Origin of the sequence: Streptomyces sp. NPDC057280 (assembly GCF_042668605.1) — a bacterium.
In the GTDB taxonomy this organism is placed as follows: domain Bacteria; phylum Actinomycetota; class Actinomycetes; order Streptomycetales; family Streptomycetaceae; genus Streptomyces.
Genome location: NZ_JBHUYR010000002.1, coordinates 1,491,787 through 1,513,412 on the forward strand (window position 1 = coordinate 1,491,787; position 21,626 = coordinate 1,513,412).

A 21,626-nucleotide genomic window follows, 5' to 3' on the forward strand; every position below is an offset into this window, starting at 1 on the left:
GTCTTCAACCGACCGCCCACCCGTCACCGGACCGGAGGAACCGTGCCCCGCACCCTGGCCAACGCCCCGATCATGATCCTCAACGGCCCCAACCTGAACCTGCTCGGGCAGCGTCAGCCGGAGATCTACGGCAAGGACACCCTGGCCGACGTCGAGGCCCTGTGCGCCAAGGCGGCGGCCGCGCAGGGCGGCACGGTGGACTTCCGCCAGTCCAACCACGAGGGCGAACTGGTCGACTGGATCCACGAGGCGCGGCTCAACCACTGCGGCATCGTCATCAACCCCGGCGCCTACTCGCACACCTCGGTCGCCATCCTGGACGCGCTCAACACCTGTGACGGACTGCCGGTGTTGGAGGTCCACATCTCCAACATCCACCAGCGCGAGACCTTCCGGCACCACTCGTACGTCTCCCTGCGCGCCGACGGTGTCATCGCGGGCTGCGGGGTGCAGGGGTACGTGTTCGGGGTGGAGCGGGTCGCCGCCCTGGTGGGGGCGGCCCAGGCCGAGGCGTGAGCCCCGGCCGCGGGGTGGCCGGGTAAGGACCGCACGCCATGGCGAGCGCCCCTTACGGCCGACGTACGCCAAGGCAGCGCCTTTTACAGCCGTCCCGCCTCCACGATCCGCCGCAGGAAGCGCCGCGTGCGCTCCTGCTGCGGATCGCCGAAGATCTGCTCGGCGCTTCCGCGCTCCAGCACGACCCCTCCGTCCAGAAAACAGACCTGGTCGGCGACGTCCCGCGCGAAGCCCATCTCGTGCGTGGCCAGCACCATGGTCATGCCGTCGCCCTTGAGGTCACGGACGACATTCAGCACCTCGCCCACCAGCTCCGGGTCGAGGGCGGCCGTGATCTCGTCGAGCAGCAGCAGCCGCGGCCGTACGGCGAGCGCGCGCACGATCGCCACGCGCTGCTGCTGGCCGCCGCTCAGCCGGTCCGGGTACTCGCCCGCCTTCCCGCCGAGCCCGAGCCGCTCCAGCAGCTCCCTGCCGCGCTCCTCGGCCTCCGCGCGGGACACCCTGTGCACCCGGCGCGGGGCGAGGGTGATGTTCTCCAGCACGGTCATGTGCGGGAAGAGGTTGTACGCCTGGAAGACCACGCCGATACGGCGGCGTACCGCGTCCTGGTCGACGCGCGGGTCGGTGATCTCCTCGCCGTCCAGCCAGATCGCGCCGTCGTCGATCTCCTCCAGGAGGTTCGCGCAGCGCAGCAGCGTCGACTTGCCCGAGCCTGAGGCGCCGATCAGCGCGGTCACCGTGTGCGGGGCGACCTCCAGATCGACGTCCCGCAGCACGACCGAGCCGCCGAAGGTCTTGCGGACGGACTCCATCCGCAGCACCGGTGCGTCCGTGTCGCTCATGCGATCCCTCCCTGGGCCCGCCGCCGGTCCATCCGCGCCGTCACCCAGTCCGTGAAGCGGGTCATCGGGATGGTCAGCGCCACGAACACCAGGCCCGCGACGATGTACGGCGTGTAGTTGAGGCTGCGGCCCACGATGATGTCGGCGGCCCGTACGGCGTCCACCGCGCCGCCGATCGACACGAGCCCGGTGTCCTTCTGCAGCGACACCAGGTCGTTGAGCAGCGGCGGCACCTGGCGTCGTACCGCCTGCGGCAGCACCACGTACCGCAGCGCCTGCCGGTTGGAGAGGCCGAGCGAGCGGGCCGCGGCGCGCTGCGAGGGGTGGATGGACTCGATGCCGGCGCGGAACACCTCGGCGACGTACGCCGAGTAGGTCAGCGTCAGTGCCGTGCCGCCCAGCCACACCGGGTCGACGGTCACGCCCTGGAGCCGCAGCGCGGGGACGCCCAGGACGACGATCATGAGGTTGATGATGAGCGGGAGCCCGCGGAAGAAGTCCGTGTAGGCGGCGGCCAGGAACCGCAGCGGGAAGAACACCGGCCCGCGCAGCGTGCGGGCGACGGCGATGAGCATGCCGAGGACGAGCACGGCCACACCGCAGATCAGCAGCAGCCGGACGTTGAGCCAGAGCCCCTCGAGGACCTTGGGCAGCGCCTCGCGCGCGTACTGCCCGTTGAAGAAGGTCTCCTTGGTGCGCGGCCAGCCGGGCGCGTTGACGACCACGAGATACAGGACGACCGCCGTGGCGAGCGTCGAGACGGCGGCGATCGCCGTGGCGCGGCGGGAGCGGGCGCGCTTGTGGCGCTCGCGCTCCAGCCGCCGCGCGGAGGGCGTGTACGCGTCGACCGGGTCCGGCGTCTCCGCGCCGGACTCGTCCTTCGTGAGCGTCACTTGAGCACCGGGGCGTCGACGGCGTCGGACAGCCACTGCTTCTCGATCTTCGCCAGGGTGCCGTCCTTGCGCAGGGCGTCGACGGCGCCGGTCACGCAGGACGTGAGCGCGCTGCCCTTGTCGAGGACGAGGCCGAACTGCTCCGGGGTGCCGCCCTGGTTCTCGAACTGGCCGACGATCTTGGCGTCCGTGACCTCGGCCGCGGTGATGTAGAAGGCGGTCGGCAGGTCGACGACGATCGCGTCCACCTGGCCGTTCTTCAGGGCGGACTTGGCCTGGTCGTTCTTGGCGTAGGCGGCGGCCTCCCGCGTCGGCTTCACCACGTCCTCGATGTAGTTGAGGCTGGTCGTGCCGACCTGGGCGCCCAGCTTGAGGCCCTTGAGGTCCGCGATGCTCGTCGCCTTGGCGGCCTTGGAGTCCTTGAGCGCGATGACCGCCTGGCGCACGTCGTAGTAGCCGGACGAGAAGTCCACGGCCTTCTTGCGCTCGGCGCTGATCGACACCTGGTTGATGTCGAAGTCGAACGTCTTCTCGCCGGGCGCGAACGCCTTGTTGAAGGGGACGCTCTGCCAGACGACGGCGCTCTTGTCGTAGCCGAGGCGCTCCGCCACGGCGTAGGCCACCGCGGACTCGAACCCCTTGCCGTTGGCCGGCTTGTCGTCCTTGAACCAGGGCTCGTACGCCGGCTCGTCGGTGGCGATCGTCAGCTTGCCGGAGGTCTTGGTGGCGAGCTTGCCCTTGGCGCACGCGGCGCCCGTCGTCGACCCCGACGGCTTGGCGGCGGCGTCGTCCTCGGGCTGCGGAGCACAGCCGACGGCGGTGGCGAGGAGGGCTATCGTTGCGGCGGCTACGGCGCGGCGCAGGGCGCGAGGGGCGAGGTGCATGGCGGGAGATTGACAGCACGTCGACCCGTTTGTCGAGGTCACGTCGGCTTTTGTCCGCATACTGGGAACACGTGTTGCGTTCTCGTGAACGTTCCCTGTGTGACCGGTTCGCCGGGGCCGCCGGTCGAGGGCGGGGATCGGAAGACCGGCGGCCCGTACCGCGCAGGAGCCGTCATCCTGTGCGGGGCTGCTACCAGTTGACCCCGCAACAACGTGGGCCGGGAGCGTGCGGATGACACCGGCGCGTGCGAAGGGTTCACACGGGGCGCGCGAGAGTAGTCGCGCGCCCGTTGCTCACCACCCGCGCGCGTGCCACTCCGGCAGATGCGGTCGCTCCGCGCCCAGCGTCGTGTCGTTGCCGTGGCCCGGGTAGACCCAGGTCTCGTCCGGGAGGACGCCGAAGATCTTCGTCTCCACGTCGTGGATGAGGCTGGCGAACGCCTCAGGGTCCTTGCGGGTGTTGCCCACACCACCGGGGAACAGGCAGTCACCGGTGAAGACATGCGGGTGGCCGTGCGGGTCGTCGTAGACCAGGGCGATCGAGCCCGGCGTGTGGCCGACCAGGTGGCGGGCGGTGAGCTCGACGTGGCCGACGCGGATGGTGTCGCCGTCTTCGACGAGGACGTCGGTCGGCACGGGGATGCCCGCCGCGTCGTCCCGGCCCGCGTACGTGCGCGCGCCCGTCGCCTCGACGACCCGGGCGAGCGCCTGCCAGTGGTCGCCGTGCTGGTGGGTGGTGACGACGGAGGTGATGCCGTCGTCACCGATCATCCCGAGCAGGGTGTCCGCGTCGTTGGCCGCGTCGATCAGCAGCTGCTCGTCCGTGGCCCGGCAGCGCAGCAGATAGGCGTTGTTGTCCATCGGACCGACCGCGATCTTGGTGATCATCAGGTCCTTGAGCTCATGCACGTCCGCCGGGCCGCCGACGGTCACCTGTCCGCTGTACGTCATGACGGCAGCCTATAGCGGGGAGCGGCCCGGGGACCGTGTACGTCCTACAGCGGGGGCAGCGCCGGGAGCGGGCCGCCGGACACCGTCAGCCGCGAGCCGTCACGGCGGCCGGCGAGCCAGCCGAGGAGGTCGGCCGCTCCACCCGTCACCGTCACCTCCGATGTCTGCGCCTCCCGCCCGGTGCTCCACGCGCGCGTGCCGTCGGTCACACGGGTCGGCGGCACGTCGGGGTGCCCGGCGAAACGGTCGGCGAGGAACTCGATCTCGCGTTGCGTGAACTCCTCCGGCACGTCCTCCAGCTCGTACCCGATCCCCAGGTCCACGTGGTGCAGCTCCACCTCCACCCACCGCCGGAACGGCACCCGCGACGCCGAGTCGGTCACGCCGTTGCGCAGCTCGACGGTGCGGGACCAGTCGCCCGGCACGGCTCCCGCCTCCTGGAAGCGGGCCGCGCTGTCGCGGACGTCCGCGAGCTGGACGTCGAGGGGACGCGGGGCGTCGCGCTCGATGTCGGCGTCCCGGGCGTCGCCGGAGGCGTACATGGGCAGGCCCCGCAGAACATTCACGAGGGCGTCCGCGTTGCGGGCGAGGTGGGCGAGGATGTGACCCCGGCTCCAGCCGGGAAGCCGTGACGGCTCGGCCACCGACGCGTTGTCCAGCTTGGCGACTGCGGTGAGCAGCCGATCCGTAGCGTCACGTACAGACGCCAGGTCATGCGCGTGATCAATCATGGTGCTGACCCTAGACCCGCCACACCTTTGGGTGAAGGTGGTGAAGCTGTGCCGTAAATCGAATGCGCGTGCTATATGGTCGGTCGTGGCGTCGGGCATGCTGGATGGTCCGGGATTGTTCTCCCATTCGGGAATCCGACCGGCGTTGTCAGTGGCTCCCCCTAGTGTGAGAAGACACGGGGGCCTCGCCCCTGTCACTTCTCTCAAGAAAGGTGCGGACCGGCGTGGCCGACCGTCTCATCGTCCGTGGCGCGCGCGAGCACAACCTGAAGAACGTCTCGCTCGACCTGCCACGCGACTCGCTCATCGTCTTCACGGGCCTGTCCGGGTCGGGCAAGTCCTCCCTGGCCTTCGACACCATCTTCGCCGAGGGCCAGCGTCGCTACGTGGAATCGCTCTCCTCGTACGCCCGCCAGTTCCTCGGCCAGATGGACAAGCCGGACGTCGACTTCATCGAGGGCCTCTCCCCGGCGGTCTCGATCGACCAGAAGTCGACCTCCCGCAACCCTCGCTCGACGGTCGGCACCATCACCGAGGTCTACGACTACCTCCGGCTGCTCTTCGCCCGCATCGGCAAGCCGCACTGCCCCGAGTGCGGCCGTCCCATCGCGCGCCAGTCGCCGCAGGCCATCGTCGACAAGGTCCTGGAGCTGCCGGAGGGGAGCCGCTTCCAGGTCCTGTCGCCGCTGGTGCGCGAGCGCAAGGGCGAGTTCGTCGACCTCTTCGCCGACCTCCAGACCAAGGGCTACTCCCGCGCGCGTGTGGACGGCGAGACGATCCAGCTCTCCGAGCCGCCCACGCTGAAGAAGCAGGAGAAGCACACCATCGAGGTGGTCGTCGACCGGCTCACGGTGAAGGACTCCGCCAAGCGCCGCCTGACCGACTCCGTGGAGACCGCCCTCGGCCTCTCCGGCGGCATGGTCGTCCTCGACTTCGTCGACCTGCCCGCCGACGACCCCGAGCGCGAGCGCATGTACTCGGAGCACCTGTACTGCGCCTACGACGACCTGTCCTTCGAGGAGCTGGAGCCCCGCTCCTTCTCCTTCAACTCGCCCTTCGGCGCCTGCCCCGAGTGCACGGGTATCGGCACGCGCATGGAGGTCGACCCGGAGCTGATCGTCCCGGACGAGGACAAGTCCCTCGACGAGGGCGCCATCCACCCCTGGTCGCACGGCCACACCAAGGACTACTTCGGCCGCCTGATCGGCGCCCTCGCGGACGCGCTCGGCTTCCGCACGGACATCCCGTTCGCCGGGCTGCCGCAGCGCGCCAAGAAGGCCCTGCTCTACGGCCACAAGACGCAGATCGAGGTGCGGTACCGCAACCGGTACGGCCGCGAGCGCGTGTACACGACGCCCTTCGAAGGCGCCGTCCCCTTCGTCAAGCGCCGGCACAGCGAGTCCGAGAGCGACGCCAGCCGCGAGCGCTTCGAGGGCTACATGCGCGAGGTGCCCTGCCCCACCTGTCAGGGCACGCGCCTGAAGCCGATCGTCCTCGCGGTCACCATCATGGGGAAGTCGATCGCCGAGGTCTCCGGCATGTCCATCAGCGACTGCGCGGACTTCCTGGGCGAGCTCAAGCTCAACGCCCGCGACAAGAAGATCGCCGAGCGCGTGCTGAAGGAGGTCAACGAGCGGCTGAAGTTCCTGGTCGACGTCGGCCTGGACTACCTCTCGCTCAACCGCGCGGCCGGCACCCTCTCCGGCGGCGAGGCCCAGCGCATCCGCCTGGCCACCCAGATCGGCTCCGGACTCGTCGGCGTGCTGTACGTCCTCGACGAGCCCTCCATCGGTCTGCACCAGCGCGACAACCACCGGCTGATCGAGACCCTGGTCCGGCTGCGCGACATGGGCAACACGCTCATCGTCGTCGAGCACGACGAGGACACCATCAAGGTCGCCGACTGGGTCGTCGACATCGGCCCCGGCGCGGGCGAGCACGGCGGCAAGGTCGTGCACAGCGGCTCCATGAAGGAGCTGCTCGCCAACGCGGAGTCGATGACGGGCCAGTACCTGTCCGGCAAGAAGGCCATCCCGATCCCGGACATCCGCCGCCCGCACGACCCGTCCCGGCGGCTCACCGTGCACGGCGCCCGGGAGAACAACCTCCAGGACATCGACGTCTCGTTCCCGCTCGGCGTCTTCACCGCGGTCACCGGCGTCTCCGGCTCCGGCAAGTCCACCCTGGTCAACGACATCCTGTACACGCACCTGGCCCGTGAGCTGAACGGCGCCCGGAGCGTCCCGGGACGGCACACGCGCGTGGACGGCGACGACCTCGTCGACAAGGTCGTGCACGTCGACCAGTCGCCCATCGGCCGCACCCCGCGGTCCAACCCGGCGACGTACACCGGCGTCTTCGACCACGTCCGCAAGCTGTTCGCCGAGACCACCGAGGCGAAGGTCCGCGGGTACATGCCCGGACGCTTCTCCTTCAACGTCAAGGGCGGCCGCTGCGAGAACTGCGCGGGCGACGGCACGATCAAGATCGAGATGAACTTCCTCCCGGACGTCTACGTCCCGTGCGAGGTCTGCCACGGCGCCCGGTACAACCGGGAGACCCTGGAGGTCCACTACAAGGGCAAGTCCATCGCCGAGGTCCTGAACATGCCCATCGAGGAGGCGATGCACTTCTTCGAGGCCGTTCCGGCGATCAACCGCCACCTGAAGACGCTCAACGACGTCGGTCTGGGCTATGTCCGCCTCGGCCAGTCCGCGACGACCCTCTCCGGCGGTGAGGCCCAGCGCGTGAAGCTCGCCAGCGAGCTCCAGAAGCGCTCCACCGGGCGCACGGTCTACGTCCTCGACGAGCCGACCACCGGTCTGCACTTCGAGGACATCAGCAAGCTGCTGAAGGTCCTCTCCGGCCTGGTCGACAAGGGCAACACGGTCATCGTCATCGAGCACAACCTCGATGTGATCAAGACCGCCGACTGGATCGTCGACATGGGTCCCGAGGGCGGCGCGGGCGGCGGTCTCGTCGTCGCCGAGGGCACGCCCGAGGAGGTCGCCGGAGTCCCCGCCAGCCACACCGGCAAGTTCCTCCGCGAGATCCTCGGCGCCGACCGCATCAGCGACGGAGCCTCGGTGAAGGCCCCGCGCCGGGCGGCGACGAAGAAGTCGACGGCGGCCAAGACGACGGCCAAGAAGACGGTCGCGGCCAGGTCGACGGCGAAGAAGACGGCGACGGCCAAGACGGGCGCTGCCACCGCCAAGAAGGCGGCTTCCGCGAAGAAGGCGGCTCCCGCGAAGAAGGCCACCCGGGCCCGCAAGGCCTGACGGGGCAGAACACCGGACAACCGGGAGGCGGCTGCGCGACAGCCGCCTCCCGGCGCCGTTTCAGGCCCCCGGCCTCCGGAGCCGCCGGGCTGGGACCCCGGCCTCTGGACCCCGCCGGCCGGACTCCCGCCCGCTAGATCCCCGCCACCTCGTCGGCGTACGGCGGCTCCGCCCCGGCCCGTGAGCAGGTGACCGCCGCCGCGCGTGCCGCGAACCGCAGCAGTCGCGTCCAGTCGTCCCGGCGCAGTGCCTCGACCCCCTGCGCGGAGAGGGCGTCGAGGGCGGAAAGCCCGTGCAGCAGGGCCGCGTTCACGGTGTCGCCCGCGCCGATCGTGTCGACGACGTCGACCTCCTCACCCGGCACCGTGTGCACGCTCCCGTCCCGGGTGAACGCGGTCAGCCCGTCACCGCCCTGCGTGATGACCACGGCCGAGGGCCCCGAGGCCAGCCACTCGCGCGGGGTGCCGCCCAGCCACAGCGCGTCCTCCTCGGAGAGCTTCAGCAGCGACACCGACGGCAGCCAGCTCTTGAAGCGGGCCCGGTAGGCGTCCGGGTCCGGGATCAGCCCGGCGCGGATGTTGGGGTCGAGCGCGGTGAACACGCCCTGCGCGGCCGCCGCCCGCATTAGCTCCTCGTAGGCGCTCGCCCCCGGCTCCAGCACCAGCGAACAGGTGCCGAAGGACACCGCCCGCGTACCGGCGGGGAGTTGAGAGGGGGCCGTGAACAGGCGGTCGGCGGTGCCGTCGACGTAGAAGGAGTAGGCGGCCGAGCCGTGCGCGTCGATCGTGGCCACGGCCAGGGTGGTCGGTTCCGGGCCGCGCTGGACGGCCGACACGTCCACCGACGCCCGCCGCAGCCCGTCCAGCAGCGCCTCGCCGAACGCGTCGGACGACGTACGGGAGCAGAAGGCGGTGGGGGAGCCGAGGCGGCCGAGGGCGACGGCGGTGTTGTACGGGCCGCCGCCGAGCGCCGGCGTGAGCCCCGCCAGGGCGCCCGTGCCCTGCGGCACCAGATCGATGAGGGCCTCACCGGCGACGACGATCACGAGTCGGGTCCTTTCTCGGGCTTCTCAAACATCTCGAACTGCGCGGACACCTCGAACAGCTCGGACTTCTCGAGCAGCTCGGACTTCTCGAACTGCTCGGACTTCTCAGGGGTTTCGGCGCAGCCGCACGAGCTGCGGTGGACGAACGTGCACGGCAGACGCACGGTGCCGGCCGGTCGGTCCGGGGCGGCAAGCCGCGCCAGGAGCACCCGGACCGCCTCGGCGCCCAGCTCCTTGCTGGGCTGGGCGATCGCGGTGAGCCGGGGCGAGAAGAGGTCGGCCCAGGCGAAGTCGTCGAAGCAGCACAGCGCGAGGTCGCCGGGCACGGACAGGCCGCGGTCGCGCAGGGTGCGCAGGGCGCCGATGGTCATCGCGTTGTTGGCCGTGACGAGGGCCGTGGGCGGATCGGCGAGGGCCAGCAGCGCGGCGGTAGCCCGCTCGGCACCGGCCGACGCGGAGTCGCCGTACGCGACGAGCTGTTCGTCGTACGGCAGTCCGGCGGCCGTGAGGCCGGACCGGTACCCGGCGAGCCGCTCGCCGCTGGTGCTCAGCCCCGGCAGGCCCGCGACCAGGCCGATCCGCCGGTGGTCGAGTCCGGCGAGGTGGGTGACGAGCCGGCTCGTCGGCCCGGCGTTCTCGGCGCAGACCTGGTCGAAGTGCGGCGGGCCCTCGACCACCCGGTCCAGGAGCACGGTCGGCACCCGGTGGCGGTCGAGGTAGGCGAGCAGCTCGCCGGGCTCCGCGGAGGGCGCGACGATCAGACCGTCCACGCGCCGCTCGTGCAGCAGCTGGACGACCTTGCGCTCATGGGCGGGGTCGTCGTGCGGGTCGGCGATGAGGAGGCTGTAACCGTGCCGCAGGGTCTCGGCCTCGACGCCCTGGAGGATCTCCGTGAAGTACGGGTTGCTGATCGCCGACACCGCGAGGCCGATGGACCGGGTGCGGGACGTCACCAGGGAACGGGCGAGGGTGTTGGGCGTGTAGCCGAGCTCGTCCATGGCGTCCAGGACGGCCTGGCGGGTGTGGGGGAGGACCGGCCGGGTGCCGTTGAGCACGTGTGAGACGGTCGCCACGGAGACGCCCGCGCTGCGTGCCACGTCGGCCATGGTCGGCATGACGTCCCCCTGTTCTCCGCCGACGAGATCCCCGCCGACGAGATCCGCGCCGGCGAGATCCGCGCCGGCACCTTCCGGCAACACCTTCAGGCCGGGAACGTATCCCATCCGGAGCCGCGCGTAAACGCTTGCGCAAGCGTTTACGCGCAGTACCGGACGTCAACGGGCGCGCCCTACTCCCAGTCCCAGCCGATCCCCACGATCCCGCTGCGCACCCGTGGCTCGACGATGTGGACCGAGCGGTGCAGGCCGGTGAGGGCCAGTTCCTGGCGTCCGCTGCGCGGAGCCGCCGGCGAGTGCTGGGTGAAGCGGTGGCAGCGGGTCGGCAGCGCGTTCTCGTCGAACCGCACCTGGAGCGCGTACTGGCCGCCGGCCGGCCCGAAGCCGCGGACGTACTCGCGGGAGACGCCGGCGGTGCCGTCCTCGACGGCGTAGCGGAACAGGAACGTCTCGCCGGCCCGGAGCCGGGTGTCGAAGAGCAGTTCGGCGACGAGCACCCCGGTGTCGTGGTGCAGCCGGACGCGTCCCGTGCGGCAGTTCTCCAGGGCGTGCACCTGCATCCGCGCCGGCGCGCATCCCGGGTCGCCGTGGTGGACAGCCACGAAGCGGTCGACGCCGTCCTTGTGGGCGCGCACGATGTGGTGCGACTCGCGCCCGAGGAGTTCGCGGCGCCCGCCTATCCGTACCCGCTCGTGGTGGCCGAGGGTATGCAGGCCGCCGTCCATGGGCGAGCCCAGCTCGGCGAGCAGCCGGTGCAGCACGCCCGAGGCCTCGACGAGTGAGCGGTAGGAGCGGGCGGCGGGGCGCTGGCCGGCCGCGGTGTCGTCGCTCTCGGCGAGCAGCCTGATCAGCGACTCCTCGGGCAGCTGGAGGATCTCCTCCAGGGCGCGGACGGCGCGCAGCGACTCGGGGCGCTGGGGACGCCGGGCGCCCTGCTGCCAGTAACTCAGGCTGGTGACGCCGACTTTGACCCCGTGACGTGACAGGTGGTGCTGCACCCGCTGGAGCGGCAGACCGCGGGCGGCGATCGCGGCACGCAGGGCCACGTGGAAGGGGCCGCCTCGCAGGGCCGATTCCAGTTCCGCGGTGGCGACGACGGCGGCGACGTCCGCGTGCTGAGTGGCGTGCGGCATGCAGGGGCCTTTCTGTGGGTGTTCGCAACGGCTGGTCAGACCGTGCGCGGGGATGTCCTCGGGGTCACCCGTCGGCGCGGCGGCGTCTTCGAGTACGTACGCCGTTGCTTGCGTGCGCCGTCGTTCACGGCCCCGAGTTCCCCCGCATTGAAGCGTGTTGACCTAGTCCCGACAACACCTCCGGCCCAACCGCGGCCGATACGCTACTGGTCAGGTCAAGTCGGCGCGCCGGAACCGCCGTTGTCGAGTACGGCCCTGATCGCCCGGGCGGAGAGCGCCGACTTGTGCAGGAAGCCGCGGGCCGGGCTGGCGGCGACGAGTTCCTCGAAGTCGTCCAGCGAGTGCGTGGAGATCAGGATGATCACGGCCGTGACGCGGCTGGTCAGGGCGATGGCGAGGTCGAAGCCGCTCTCGCCGTCGAGGTCGATGTCCACCAGGACGATGTCCGGGGTCAGTTCGGCGGCCCGCGCGAGAGCCTCCGGCCCCGACCGGGCGACGCCGACGACGGCGACACCGTCGCGCTCCAGCAGGGCGCGCGCGGCCTCCAGGAACCGGATGCTGTCATCGACGAGAAGACAGCGCATGGACATGCTCACAGGGTGCCAACGGGTCGGTGGCCGCGCTTTCCGGCTAGCCGGAAAGAGTGGGCGCACGTCACTACCAGCCAGCTGGAATGTGCCGAAGTCCGTTGCCGGACAGGGCCGTTCACGCTCACCCACAGCCATGGCGCATCACGCGCGGTAGCATGTGGGCTGCCCTGGAATGGCCGTGGAAGCCGGTCGGATGGGGGTGTGCGATGAGAACGTCGGTCGGGAACGACGCAGCGGTCGCCATCGGCCGCCGGGACGGTCCGGGCATCGAACACCGCGGCCGGGACCATCCGGGCGCCGGGCATCAGCGTCGTGGTTGTCCGGGCGCCGGGCACCGGGGACACTGAGGACCGGCCGTGCGTCCCCCGCTTCTCTCCCGTCTCCGCGTGGGCCGCAAGCTCATGCTCCTCGCGCTGCTGCCGGTGACCGGGCTGCTGGCCCTCATCGCCCCGAGCACCGAGGACCAGTGGGAGGACGCCGACTCGCTGCGGACGTTCCACTCCGCGACCGTCGTGTCTTTCGCGCTCATCGATGTCTGCGACGCCGTCGCGCGCGAGCGGATCACCGCCGTCCAGGCCGTACTGCGTCCCGGGCCGCGCACCCCGGCGGAGCGCGCCGCGGCCGAGCGGGCCACCGGCCGCGCACTGGACCGGGCCGCCGACCGCGCCGCCTCCTGGACCAGGACCGATGTCACCGGCGTCCTCACCACCGTGGGCCGCCGACTCCAGGGCGTGCGCACAGGCGCGGACACCGGCACGCTCTCCGCGTCTGCGGTGACGCGCCGGTACGCGGAGGACGAGGGCGCCCTCCTCGACGCCGTCGCCGCCCTCGAATCCGGACGCCCCACCCGCAGGGCCGGCCAGGCCGCTGACGCCCACATCGCGCTCCTGCGCGCCGTGGAGGCTGCGGAACGCGAACGCGCGGACCTCGCCGTCCTGCTCGCCGCACCGCCCCACCCGGGCCCCACCGCCGTCGGCCGCTGGGGCGTCCTGGAAGACGCCGAGCTGGACATCTTCGAGCAGAACACCTCGGACGCACTGCGCGGCCGGCTCCACGCCGTCGAGGCCCAGGCCCCGGCCCGGGCCGTCCGCGAGGTCCGCGACCTGCTGGACGCCACCACTCCCGAGACCGCCCGCCTGCCTTCGTACGAGGACTGGACGGCCGACTCCGGGGCCCGCATCGCCGCCCTGCGCGGCCTCCAGGACAGGGCCGCGCGGGAACTCGCCGACGCCGCCGCCGAGGACCGCCACAGCGCGGAGAGCCGGGTCGTGCGCGACCTCGGCCTCGCGGTCGGGGTCGTCGCCGTCGTCACCGGCCTCGCCCTGGCGCTGCGCCGGTCCCTCACCCGCCCGCTCGCCGAGGTCGCCGAGGGCGCGCGAAGACTGTCGTACGGCGAACTGTCGTACGACATCCGGTACGCGGGCCGTGACGAAGCGGGCGACGTCGCCGACGCCGTCCGTGAACTGCGGGACACCACCGAGCGGTTGGCCGGCGAGATCCGGGCCATGACCACGGCGATCGACCGCGACCAGCTGGACCACCGGGCCGACGTCGCCGCCTTCGACGGCACCTGGGCCCGGCTGCTCGCCGGCCTCGACGGCACCATGGCCTCCTACGCGGCGGAGCACGGAAGGCGCGAGAAGGCCGAACAGGAACTGGCGAACCTCTTCGAGCTCTCTCCCGAGCTGCTGTACGTCTGCGGACCCGACGGCTACCTCAAGCGGGTCAACCCGGCCCTCGAACGCACCCTGGGCTACCCGGCCGACGAGCTCCTGGCCCGGCCGTTCCTGTCGTTCGTGGACGAGCGGGACGAGGAACGCGTCCGGGAAGGCCTCGCCCGACTGGACGAGGACACCGAACTCACCGAGGCCGAGAACCGCTTCCTGCGACGGGACGGCACCGAGCTCTGGCTGCGGTGGAGCGCCCGGCTGGACCGGCAGGAAGGGCTCGTCCACGCCGTCGCCCGGGACGTCACCGAGAGCAGGCGGGCCGCCTCGGAACAGGCCGCCCTGCGCCGGGTCGCCGCCCTGGTGGCCCGCGGCGCGCCACCGCGCGAGGTGTTCCAGGCGGTGGCGGAGGAGGTCGGGGGCCTGTTCGACACCACCGCGACGGTTCTGCGGCAGGAGCCGGACGCCCGCCATACCGTCGTCGGGATCGCGCTCGGCATCCCGGAGGAGATCGAGCGGGCCACGCGCGAGGAACGCCGGCAGGCCGGGAGGAAGGCGATACGGGAGATGGCCCGGACGCGACTCCCGGTGCACGTGGGGCACGCGGCGGGCGCTCCCGTCGCCGTCGACGGCCGGCTCTGGGGTGTCGTCGTCGTGGCCTCCCCGTCCGGACGGCTCCTCTCCGGCACCGAGTCGCGGCTGGCCGCCTTCACCGAACTCGTCGCCCCCGCGCTCGCCAACGCCGACAGCCGCGCCCTGCTGACGGCGTCACGCGCGCGCCTGGTCGCCGCGGCCGACGCCTCCCGGCGCCGCATCGAGCGCGACCTGCACGACGGGGTCCAGCAGCGGCTCGTCGCCCTGCGGCTCGAGTTGAGGATGGCTGAGTCGTTGCTGGGGGATCTGGTGGATCTCGGGGGTATGGGGGGCCGGGTGGATCTGACGGGTCCGGCGGATGCGGCGGGGCAGGTGGGTTCGGCGGGTTCGGCGGATGCGGCGGGGCCGGTGGGGCCGGTGGGGCCGGTGGATTCGGCGGGTTCGGTGGGGCCGGTGGGGCCGGCGGATGCGGCGCGTCCGGCGGATGCGGCGAGGCCGGTGGATCCGGCGGGTTCGGCTGGTTCGGCGGGGCAGGTGGGTTCAGTCGGGCCGGGGGATTCGGTGCATTCGGCGGCGGACCTTCCGGACCCGCCGGGCCGGGCACGCTCGTCCGGCACGTCGCCCGAGCTCGCCCGGCAGCTAGCCCGGCAGCTGACCCTGCAACTCGCTCACGTCGGCGAGGGCCTCGACGACGCCTTTCAGGAGCTGCTCCAGGTGGCCCGTGGCATCCACCCGGCCATCCTGTCGCAGGGGGGCCTGGGTCCCGCCCTGCGGTCCCTGGCCCGGCGCTCCGCCGTCCCCGTGGAACTGGACCTGGAGCTGCCGCGGGACCGGCTGCCGGAACAGGTGGAGGTGGCCGCGTACTACGTCGCCTCCGAGTGCCTCACCAACGCCGTGAAACACGCGCACGCGCGTGTGGTGAAGGTTCGGGCCGGGATCGAGGACGGGGTGCTGGAGCTGGTGGTCAGGGACGACGGCGTGGGGGGCGTCGAGACAGGCCGTGGTTCCGGACTGATCGGGCTCGTCGACCGGGTCGAGGCGATCGGCGGCAAACTGGAGCTCGGCAGTCCGCCCGGCGCGGGCACCACCCTGCGGGCGCGACTGCCGCTGGACGCGCCCTTGACGGACGGGTGACCGCCCGGGGCGCACGCGGGGGGAGCCGTCCAGGCGGGGGAACCTCGGACGTGATGACGTTCGCGTACGCACCGGGCGGTCGGTTCGGACGGATGAGGCTGCCGTCCGGTACGGGGGGCGGGGGTGGGTGACCGGCCCTTCCGGCCCTTCCGTCCGGCCCTTCCGTATCGCGGTGCTACGAGCATCGCTCACCCACGCGCGCGTGTCGTCACGGCAGGCTTCCAAATCCGCTTCCTGCTAGCCGTAACCCCGAGGGTGGGGCAGGCTGTTGGGCGCGCACCGCACCGCACCGCACCGCACCGCACCGCACCGCACCGCTCCGTTCGGGCAAGGGGAGCCGGGACCATGGACGACGCATCGCAGCGGCAGACGCGGGGACGGGTCGTCCTCGCCGACGACAACATCCTGCTCAGGGAAGGCCTGGCGAGTCTGTGCGAGCGGGGCGGGTACGAGGTCGTGGGCCAGGCCGGTGACGCGCCGGGGCTCCTGGACCTCGTCCAGGAACACCGACCCGACCTGGCGATCGTCGACATAAGAATGCCGCCCGACCACTCCACGGACGGCCTGAAGGCGGCCCGCACGATCCGCGAGCGCCACCCCGGCACCGGCATCCTCGTCCTGTCGGCGTTCGTCGAGGTCGAGGACGTCCTGGAGCTGCTGGCGAGCGGCCGGGGCATCGGCTACCTCCTCAAGAGCCGGGTCACGGTGGTCGAGGAGTTCATCGAGGCCCTGGACCGCATCGGCAGGGGCGGCTCGGTGGTGGACCCCTCGCTGGTCCACGAGCTGTTCACGGCCCAGCGCCGCGACGACCCGCTGGCCCACCTCAGCTCCCGCGAACGCGAGGTCCTCGCCCTCATGGCCGAGGGCCGCTCCAACGCCGGCATCGGCCGCCGCCTGTGGGTCACCGAGGGCACCGTCGAGAAACACGTCCGCAGCATCCTGGGCAAACTCCACCTCACCGAGGACACGGACGACCACCGGCGGGTCCTGGCCGTTCTCACGTTCCTGGAGTCGCGCTAGCGTCGTCCACAGCCCCGCCGGACTGTCACCGCCCGCCAGTAGGGTGTGAAGCATGGCCGACCCCTCCAGCTACCGCCCCGTGCCGGGACAGATCCCGGACTCTCCCGGGGTCTACAGATTCCGCGACGAGCACCGCCGGGTGATCTACGTCGGAAAGGCGAAAAGCCTTCGCCAGCGCCTGGCGAACTACTTCCAGGACCTGGCGAACCTGCACCCCCGCACCCGCACGATGGTGACCACCGCCGCGTCCGTGGAGTGGACGGTGGTGTCCACGGAGGTCGAGGCACTGCAGCTGGAGTACTCCTGGATCAAGGAGTACGACCCCCGGTTCAACGTCAAGTACCGCGACGACAAGAGCTACCCGTACCTCGCGGTGACGATGAACGAGGAGTTCCCGCGCGTGCAGGTGATGCGCGGTCACAAGAAGAAGGGCGTCAGGTACTTCGGCCCGTACGCGCACGCGTGGGCGATCCGCGACACCGTCGACCTCCTGCTGCGCGTCTTCCCGGTCCGCACCTGCTCGGCCGGCGTCTTCAAGAACGCCGCCCGCACCGGCCGCCCCTGCCTCCTCGGCTACATCGGCAAGTGCTCGGCGCCCTGCGTCGGCCGGGTGTCGGCCGACGAACACCGCGAACTCGCCGAGGAGTTCAGCGACTTCATGGCCGGACGCACCGGCACCTACCTCCGCCGTCTGGAGAAGCAGATGACGGAGGCCGCCGAGGAGATGGAGTACGAGCGGGCGGCCCGCCTGCGCGACGACATCGAGGCCCTGAAGAAGGCCATGGAGAAGAACGCGGTCGTGCTCGCCGACGCGACCGACGCCGACCTGATCGCGGTCGCCGAGGACGAGCTCGAAGCGGCCGTCCAGATCTTCCACGTGCGCGGCGGACGCGTGCGCGGCCAGCGCGGCTGGGTCACCGACAAGGTCGAGGAGATCACCACCGGCGCCCTCGTCGAGCACGCCCTGCAGCAGCTCTACGGCGAGGAGACCGGCGACTCCGTCCCCAAGGAGGTGCTCGTCCCGGCCCTGCCCGACCCTCTCGAGCCGGTCCAGGACTGGCTCACCGGCCGCCGCGGGTCGAACGTCTCGCTGCGCATCCCGCAGCGCGGCGACAAGAAGGCCCTCATGGAGACCGTGGCGCGCAACGCCCAGCAGGCCCTCGTGCTGCACAAGACCAAGCGCGCCTCCGACCTGACGACCCGCTCGCGCGCCCTGGAGGAGATCGCCGAGGCCCTCGACCTGGACAGCGCGCCCCTGCGCATCGAGTGCTACGACATCTCCCACCTCCAGGGCGACGACGTCGTGGCGTCCATGGTCGTCTTCGAGGACGGCCTCCAGCGCAAGAGCGAGTACCGCCGCTTCCAGATCAAGGGCTTCGAGGGCCAGGACGACGTCCGCTCCATGCACGAGGTCATCACGCGCCGCTTCAAGCGGTACCTCGCCGAGAAGGAGAAGACCGGCGAGTGGGTGGACGAAGCCTCCCAGGAGGCCGCCCTGGGCGACTTCCGGGACGCCTCCGGGAACACCCTCACCGAGGACAACGGCCGGCCCAAGAAGTTCGCCTACCCGCCCCAGCTCGTCGTCGTCGACGGCGGCCGGCCGCAGGTGGCCGCCGCCAAGAAGGCCCTCGACGAACTCGGCATCGACGACGTCGCCGTCTGCGGCCTCGCCAAGCGCCTGGAGGAGGTCTGGCTGCCCGACGACGAGGACCCGGTCGTCCTGCCCCGCACCAGCGAGGGCCTCTACCTCCTCCAGCGCGTCCGTGACGAGGCCCACCGCTTCGCGATCACCTACCAGCGCACCAAGCGGGCCAAGCGGTTCCGGTCCAGCCCCCTGGACGACGTGCCCGGGCTGGGGGACACCCGTAAGCAGGCGCTTCTGAAACATTTCGGCTCGTTGAAGAAACTTCGGTCTGCCACCATCGATCAGATCTGCGAGGTTCCCGGCATAGGCCGCAAAACGGCCGAGACCATTGCCGTGGCACTCGCCCAGGCGGCACCGGCCGCCCCTGCTGTGAACACGGCCACTGGAGAGATCATGGAAGAGGAACCCGGCACCATGGGTTCCACAGGGGAGCCCGCGACGGCGGGCGCCCCGGACGAACGACGGGGGCAGGAGACATGAATGTGAACGAGCACGAAGGCCAACAGAACCCAGGCCAGGAGACCCCGGGCGGAGAGAGCCAGGGCGGAGACGGAGCACAGGTGAGCACGGGCACGAGTACGGGCGCGAACGGCGACGCCGCCGGGATCCCGGAAGCGGCCATCCCCGAGCTGGTGATCATCTCCGGGATGTCCGGAGCCGGCCGGTCGACCGCCGCGAAGTGTCTGGAGGACCTCGGCTGGTTCGTCGTCGACAACCTGCCGCCCGCGCTGATCCCCACCATGGTGGAGCTCGGCGCCCGCTCCCAGGGCAATGTCGCCCGGATCGCGGTGGTCGTCGACGTCCGCGGCCGGCGCTTCTTCGACAACCTCCGCGAGTCCCTCGCCGACCTGGAGGCCAAGCACGTCACGCGGCGGATCGTCTTCCTGGAGTCCTCCGACGACGCCCTGGTGCGCCGCTTCGAGTCCGTGCGCCGCCCGCACCCCCTCCAGGGCGACGGCCGCATCGTCGACGGCATCGACGCCGAGCGCGAACTGCTGCGCGAGCTGCGCGGCGACGCCGACCTGGTCATCGACACCTCCAGCCTCAACGTCCACGAACTGCGCGCCAAGATGGACGCCCAGTTCGCCGGCGAGGAGGAGCCCGAGCTGCGGGCCACCGTCATGTCCTTCGGCTTCAAGTACGGCCTCCCCGTCGACGCCGACCTGGTCGTGGACATGCGCTTCCTGCCCAACCCGCACTGGGTCCCGGAGCTGCGCCCGTACACCGGCCTCAACGAGGAGGTGTCGGCGTACGTCTTCAATCAGCCCGGCGCCAAGGAGTTCATCGACCGCTACAGCGAACTGCTCCAGCTCATCGCGGCCGGCTACCGCCGTGAGGGCAAGCGGTACGTGACCATCGCGGTCGGCTGCACCGGCGGCAAGCACCGCTCCGTCGCCACCTCCGAGAAGCTCGCCGCCCGCCTCGTCTCCCAGGGCGTGGAGACGGTGGTCGTACACCGGGACATGGGACGCGAATGACCGCACGTTCTCCGCGGCTGGCCCGGCTCGGCAGGGCGGCCCGGACGGTGCCCGAGTCCCGCGCGGGCCGGCCCGTCGAGACCCGGGGCGCCCGGCCCCGCCGCCGCGGCGCCCAGCCCAAGGTCGTCGCCCTCGGCGGCGGCATGGGCCTGTCCGCCTCGCTCGCCGCGCTGCGCCGCATCACCGGTGACCTCACCGCCGTCGTCACCGTCGCCGACGACGGCGGCTCCAGCGGCCGGCTCCGCGACGAACTGGGCGTCCTGCCGCCCGGCGACCTGCGCAAGGCGCTGGCCGCGCTGTGCGGCGACGACGACTGGGGCCAGACCTGGGCCCGGGTGATCCAGCACCGCTTCCACTCCAAGGGCGACCTGCACGACCACGCGGTCGGCAATGTGCTGATCGTCGCCCTGTGGGAGCAGCTCGGCGACCATGTCCAGGCCCTGGACCTGGTCGGCAAGCTCCTCGGCGCGCACGGGCGCGTGCTGCCCATGTCGGCCGTGCCCCTGGAACTCCAGGCCCTGGTCAAGGGGCACGACCCGGAGCGGCCGGAAGAGGTGGACACCGTCCGCGGTCAGGCCACCGTCGCCCTCACTCCCGGTGAGGTGCAGTCGGTGCACGTGGTGCCGCACGACCCGCCCGCCGTCCCCGAGGCGGTGGCCGCGGTCATGGACGCGGACTGGGTGGTCCTCGGCCCCGGCTCCTGGTTCTCCTCGGTCATCCCGCACCTGCTGGTGCCGGAACTGCTGGACGCCCTCACCGAGACGAAGGCGCGCCGGGTACTCTCGCTGAACCTCGCCCCGCAGCCCGGAGAAACCGAAGGCTTCTCCCCGCAGCGTCATTTGGAGGTTTTGGGACGACACGCCCCTAAACTCGCCCTGGACGTGGTGCTGGCCGACGAGGCCGCCGTGCCCGACCGTGACTCGCTCACTGATGCCGCCAAGCGGTTCGGCGCCGCGGTCGAGCTGGCCCCGGTGGCCCGGCCCGACGGAACCCCGAGGCACGACCCGGAGCTGTTGGCCGCCGCGTACGACCGTATTTTTCGGATGCATGGAAGGATCGGCCCATGGCGATGACGGCAGCGGTGAAGGACGAGATCTCCCGGCTCCCCGTCACCCGGACCTGCTGCAGAAAGGCGGAGGTCTCCGCCATCCTGCGGTTCGCCGGCGGCCTTCACCTGGTGAGCGGGCGCATCGTGATCGAGGCGGAGCTGGACACCGCGATGGCGGCCCGCCGCCTCAAGCGGGACATTCTCGAGATCTTCGGCCACAGCTCGGAGCTGATCGTGATGGCGCCGGGCGGACTGCGCCGCGGCTCGCGTTACGTCGTCCGGGTCGTCGCCGGCGGTGACCAGCTGGCCCGGCAGACCGGCCTGGTCGACGGCCGGGGCCGCCCGATCCGCGGCCTGCCCCCGCAGGTCGTCTCCGGGGCCACCTGTGACGCGGAGGCCGCCTGGCGCGGGGCGTTCCTGGCGCACGGTTCGCTCACCGAGCCCGGCCGCTCGTCCTCCCTGGAAGTGACCTGCCCGGGCCCCGAGGCCGCGCTCGCCCTGGTCGGCGCCGCCCGCAGGCTGTCCATCGCCGCGAAGGCCCGCGAGGTGCGCGGCGTGGACCGCGTGGTCGTCCGGGACGGCGACGCGATCGGCGCGCTGCTCACCCGGCTCGGCGCCCATGAGTCGGTGCTGGCCTGGGAGGAGCGCCGGATGCGCCGCGAGGTGCGGGCCACGGCGAACCGGCTCGCCAACTTCGACGACGCCAACCTGCGCCGCTCGGCCCGCGCGGCCGTCGCCGCCGGTGCCCGGGTGCAGCGCGCGCTGGAGATCCTCGCCGACGACGTGCCCGAGCACCTCGCCGCCGCCGGGCGCCTGCGCATGGAGCACAAGCAGGCCTCGCTGGAGGAGCTGGGCGCGCTCGCCGACCCGCCGCTGACCAAGGACGCCGTCGCCGGCCGTATCCGCCGGCTGCTGGCGATGGCCGACAAGCGGGCCCAGGACCTCGGCATTCCGGGCACGGAGTCCAGCATCACCGAGGAGATGGCCGACAACCTCGTGGGCTGACCCCTCGTCAACACGCCGGTGCCGCCGCCCGCTCGGGTGAACGGCACCGGCTTTTGC

17 protein-coding genes are annotated in these 21,626 nt (G+C 71.7%); 8 read left to right on the forward strand and 9 right to left on the reverse strand.

The features are described from left to right. Positions 1 to 42 precede the first annotated feature (42 nt). The gene (aroQ, locus tag ACFUO4_RS17310; RefSeq protein ID WP_383485190.1) at positions 43 to 516 is read left to right on the forward strand and encodes a type II 3-dehydroquinate dehydratase; all 474 of its coding nucleotides are present in this window, start codon (positions 43 to 45) and stop codon (positions 514 to 516) included. A gap of 83 nt (positions 517 to 599) precedes the next feature. On the opposite strand, the gene ACFUO4_RS17315 is transcribed toward aroQ, so the two are convergent. From ACFUO4_RS17315 to ACFUO4_RS17335, 5 genes are all read right to left on the reverse strand, one after another. Continuing rightward, positions 600 to 1,358 (reverse strand): ATP-binding cassette domain-containing protein, encoded by a 759-nt coding sequence (locus ACFUO4_RS17315; protein WP_179143345.1) that lies wholly within the window; start codon positions 1,356 to 1,358, stop codon positions 600 to 602. After that, positions 1,355 to 2,251, reverse strand: coding sequence for an amino acid ABC transporter permease (locus tag ACFUO4_RS17320; protein WP_079308822.1), 897 nt, complete (start codon positions 2,249 to 2,251; stop codon positions 1,355 to 1,357). The genes ACFUO4_RS17315 and ACFUO4_RS17320 overlap by 4 nt, the downstream gene beginning before the upstream one ends. Further along, positions 2,248 to 3,135: an ABC transporter substrate-binding protein gene (locus tag ACFUO4_RS17325; RefSeq protein ID WP_383485194.1), complete on the reverse strand. Its 888-nt coding sequence runs from the start codon at positions 3,133 to 3,135 to the stop codon at positions 2,248 to 2,250. Before ACFUO4_RS17325 ends, ACFUO4_RS17320 begins: the two co-directional genes overlap by 4 nt. Positions 3,136 to 3,429: 294 nt before the next feature. After that, positions 3,430 to 4,086 carry an MBL fold metallo-hydrolase gene (locus ACFUO4_RS17330; RefSeq protein WP_079308824.1) on the reverse strand — a complete coding sequence of 219 codons (657 nt, stop codon included), beginning with the start codon at positions 4,084 to 4,086 and terminating at the stop codon, positions 3,430 to 3,432. A 44-nt stretch (positions 4,087 to 4,130) separates the two neighbouring features. Continuing rightward, on the reverse strand, positions 4,131 to 4,817 hold the full coding sequence (locus ACFUO4_RS17335; RefSeq protein WP_383485197.1) for a maleylpyruvate isomerase family mycothiol-dependent enzyme: 687 nt from the start codon (positions 4,815 to 4,817) through the stop codon (positions 4,131 to 4,133). Positions 4,818 to 5,041: 224 nt separating this feature from the next. Here ACFUO4_RS17335 and uvrA point away from each other — a divergent pair, with 224 nt between their 5' ends. After that, positions 5,042 to 8,095 (forward strand): excinuclease ABC subunit UvrA, encoded by a 3,054-nt coding sequence (uvrA, locus tag ACFUO4_RS17340; protein ID WP_383485200.1) that lies wholly within the window; start codon positions 5,042 to 5,044, stop codon positions 8,093 to 8,095. A gap of 133 nt (positions 8,096 to 8,228) precedes the next feature. On the opposite strand, the gene ACFUO4_RS17345 is transcribed toward uvrA, so the two are convergent. The 4 genes from ACFUO4_RS17345 to ACFUO4_RS17360 form a co-directional block, all read right to left on the reverse strand. Further along, on the reverse strand, positions 8,229 to 9,140 hold the full coding sequence (locus ACFUO4_RS17345) for a carbohydrate kinase (RefSeq protein WP_383485203.1): 912 nt from the start codon (positions 9,138 to 9,140) through the stop codon (positions 8,229 to 8,231). Next, a complete protein-coding gene (locus tag ACFUO4_RS17350; RefSeq protein ID WP_383485758.1) occupies positions 9,137 to 10,255 on the reverse strand; it encodes a LacI family DNA-binding transcriptional regulator in 1,119 nt (372 codons plus the stop codon). The genes ACFUO4_RS17345 and ACFUO4_RS17350 overlap by 4 nt, the downstream gene beginning before the upstream one ends. A 173-nt stretch (positions 10,256 to 10,428) precedes the next feature. Next, positions 10,429 to 11,388, reverse strand: coding sequence for a hypothetical protein (locus ACFUO4_RS17355; RefSeq protein WP_079308828.1), 960 nt, complete (start codon positions 11,386 to 11,388; stop codon positions 10,429 to 10,431). Positions 11,389 to 11,603: 215 nt separating this feature from the next. Next, positions 11,604 to 11,978 (reverse strand): response regulator transcription factor, encoded by a 375-nt coding sequence (locus ACFUO4_RS17360; RefSeq protein WP_079308829.1) that lies wholly within the window; start codon positions 11,976 to 11,978, stop codon positions 11,604 to 11,606. A 401-nt stretch (positions 11,979 to 12,379) separates the two neighbouring features. Between ACFUO4_RS17360 and ACFUO4_RS17365 the strand changes: the two genes are divergently transcribed. From ACFUO4_RS17365 to whiA, 6 genes are all read left to right on the forward strand, one after another. Continuing rightward, positions 12,380 to 15,373, forward strand: a complete 2,994-nt coding sequence (locus ACFUO4_RS17365; protein ID WP_383485761.1) for a nitrate- and nitrite sensing domain-containing protein — start codon at positions 12,380 to 12,382, stop codon at positions 15,371 to 15,373. Between the two features lie 345 nt (positions 15,374 to 15,718). Next, entirely contained in the window at positions 15,719 to 16,393 is a 675-nt protein-coding gene (locus tag ACFUO4_RS17370) for a response regulator (protein WP_383485208.1), read from the forward strand. A gap of 52 nt (positions 16,394 to 16,445) precedes the next feature. Next, positions 16,446 to 18,518 (forward strand): excinuclease ABC subunit UvrC, encoded by a 2,073-nt coding sequence (gene uvrC, locus ACFUO4_RS17375; protein WP_079308833.1) that lies wholly within the window; start codon positions 16,446 to 16,448, stop codon positions 18,516 to 18,518. After that, positions 18,515 to 19,516, forward strand: a complete 1,002-nt coding sequence (rapZ, locus tag ACFUO4_RS17380; RefSeq protein ID WP_079308834.1) for an RNase adapter RapZ — start codon at positions 18,515 to 18,517, stop codon at positions 19,514 to 19,516. Before uvrC ends, rapZ begins: the two co-directional genes overlap by 4 nt. Beyond that, positions 19,513 to 20,589: a uridine diphosphate-N-acetylglucosamine-binding protein YvcK gene (gene yvcK, locus ACFUO4_RS17385; RefSeq protein ID WP_383485212.1), complete on the forward strand. Its 1,077-nt coding sequence runs from the start codon at positions 19,513 to 19,515 to the stop codon at positions 20,587 to 20,589. Before rapZ ends, yvcK begins: the two co-directional genes overlap by 4 nt. Further along, a complete protein-coding gene (gene whiA / locus ACFUO4_RS17390) occupies positions 20,580 to 21,569 on the forward strand; it encodes a DNA-binding protein WhiA (RefSeq protein WP_059197355.1) in 990 nt (329 codons plus the stop codon). Before yvcK ends, whiA begins: the two co-directional genes overlap by 10 nt. The last annotated feature ends 57 nt before the right edge of the window (positions 21,570 to 21,626 follow it).

Coding starts and splice junctions, on each gene's coding strand:
- ACFUO4_RS17360 (WP_079308829.1), bottom strand. CDS start 11,978: ATGTCCATGCGCTGTCTTCTCGTCGATGACAGCATCCGGTTCCTGGAG.
- ACFUO4_RS17370 (WP_383485208.1), top strand. CDS start 15,719: ATGGACGACGCATCGCAGCGGCAGACGCGGGGACGGGTCGTCCTCGCC.
- whiA (WP_059197355.1), top strand. CDS start 20,580: ATGGCGATGACGGCAGCGGTGAAGGACGAGATCTCCCGGCTCCCCGTC.
- yvcK (WP_383485212.1), top strand. CDS start 19,513: ATGACCGCACGTTCTCCGCGGCTGGCCCGGCTCGGCAGGGCGGCCCGG.
- ACFUO4_RS17365 (WP_383485761.1), top strand. CDS start 12,380: ATGCTCCTCGCGCTGCTGCCGGTGACCGGGCTGCTGGCCCTCATCGCC.
- ACFUO4_RS17335 (WP_383485197.1), bottom strand. CDS start 4,817: ATGATTGATCACGCGCATGACCTGGCGTCTGTACGTGACGCTACGGAT.
- ACFUO4_RS17325 (WP_383485194.1), bottom strand. CDS start 3,135: ATGCACCTCGCCCCTCGCGCCCTGCGCCGCGCCGTAGCCGCCGCAACG.
- ACFUO4_RS17330 (WP_079308824.1), bottom strand. CDS start 4,086: ATGACGTACAGCGGACAGGTGACCGTCGGCGGCCCGGCGGACGTGCAT.
- ACFUO4_RS17315 (WP_179143345.1), bottom strand. CDS start 1,358: ATGAGCGACACGGACGCACCGGTGCTGCGGATGGAGTCCGTCCGCAAG.
- ACFUO4_RS17350 (WP_383485758.1), bottom strand. CDS start 10,255: ATGCCGACCATGGCCGACGTGGCACGCAGCGCGGGCGTCTCCGTGGCG.
- rapZ (WP_079308834.1), top strand. CDS start 18,515: ATGAATGTGAACGAGCACGAAGGCCAACAGAACCCAGGCCAGGAGACC.
- ACFUO4_RS17355 (WP_079308828.1), bottom strand. CDS start 11,388: ATGCCGCACGCCACTCAGCACGCGGACGTCGCCGCCGTCGTCGCCACC.
- uvrC (WP_079308833.1), top strand. CDS start 16,446: ATGGCCGACCCCTCCAGCTACCGCCCCGTGCCGGGACAGATCCCGGAC.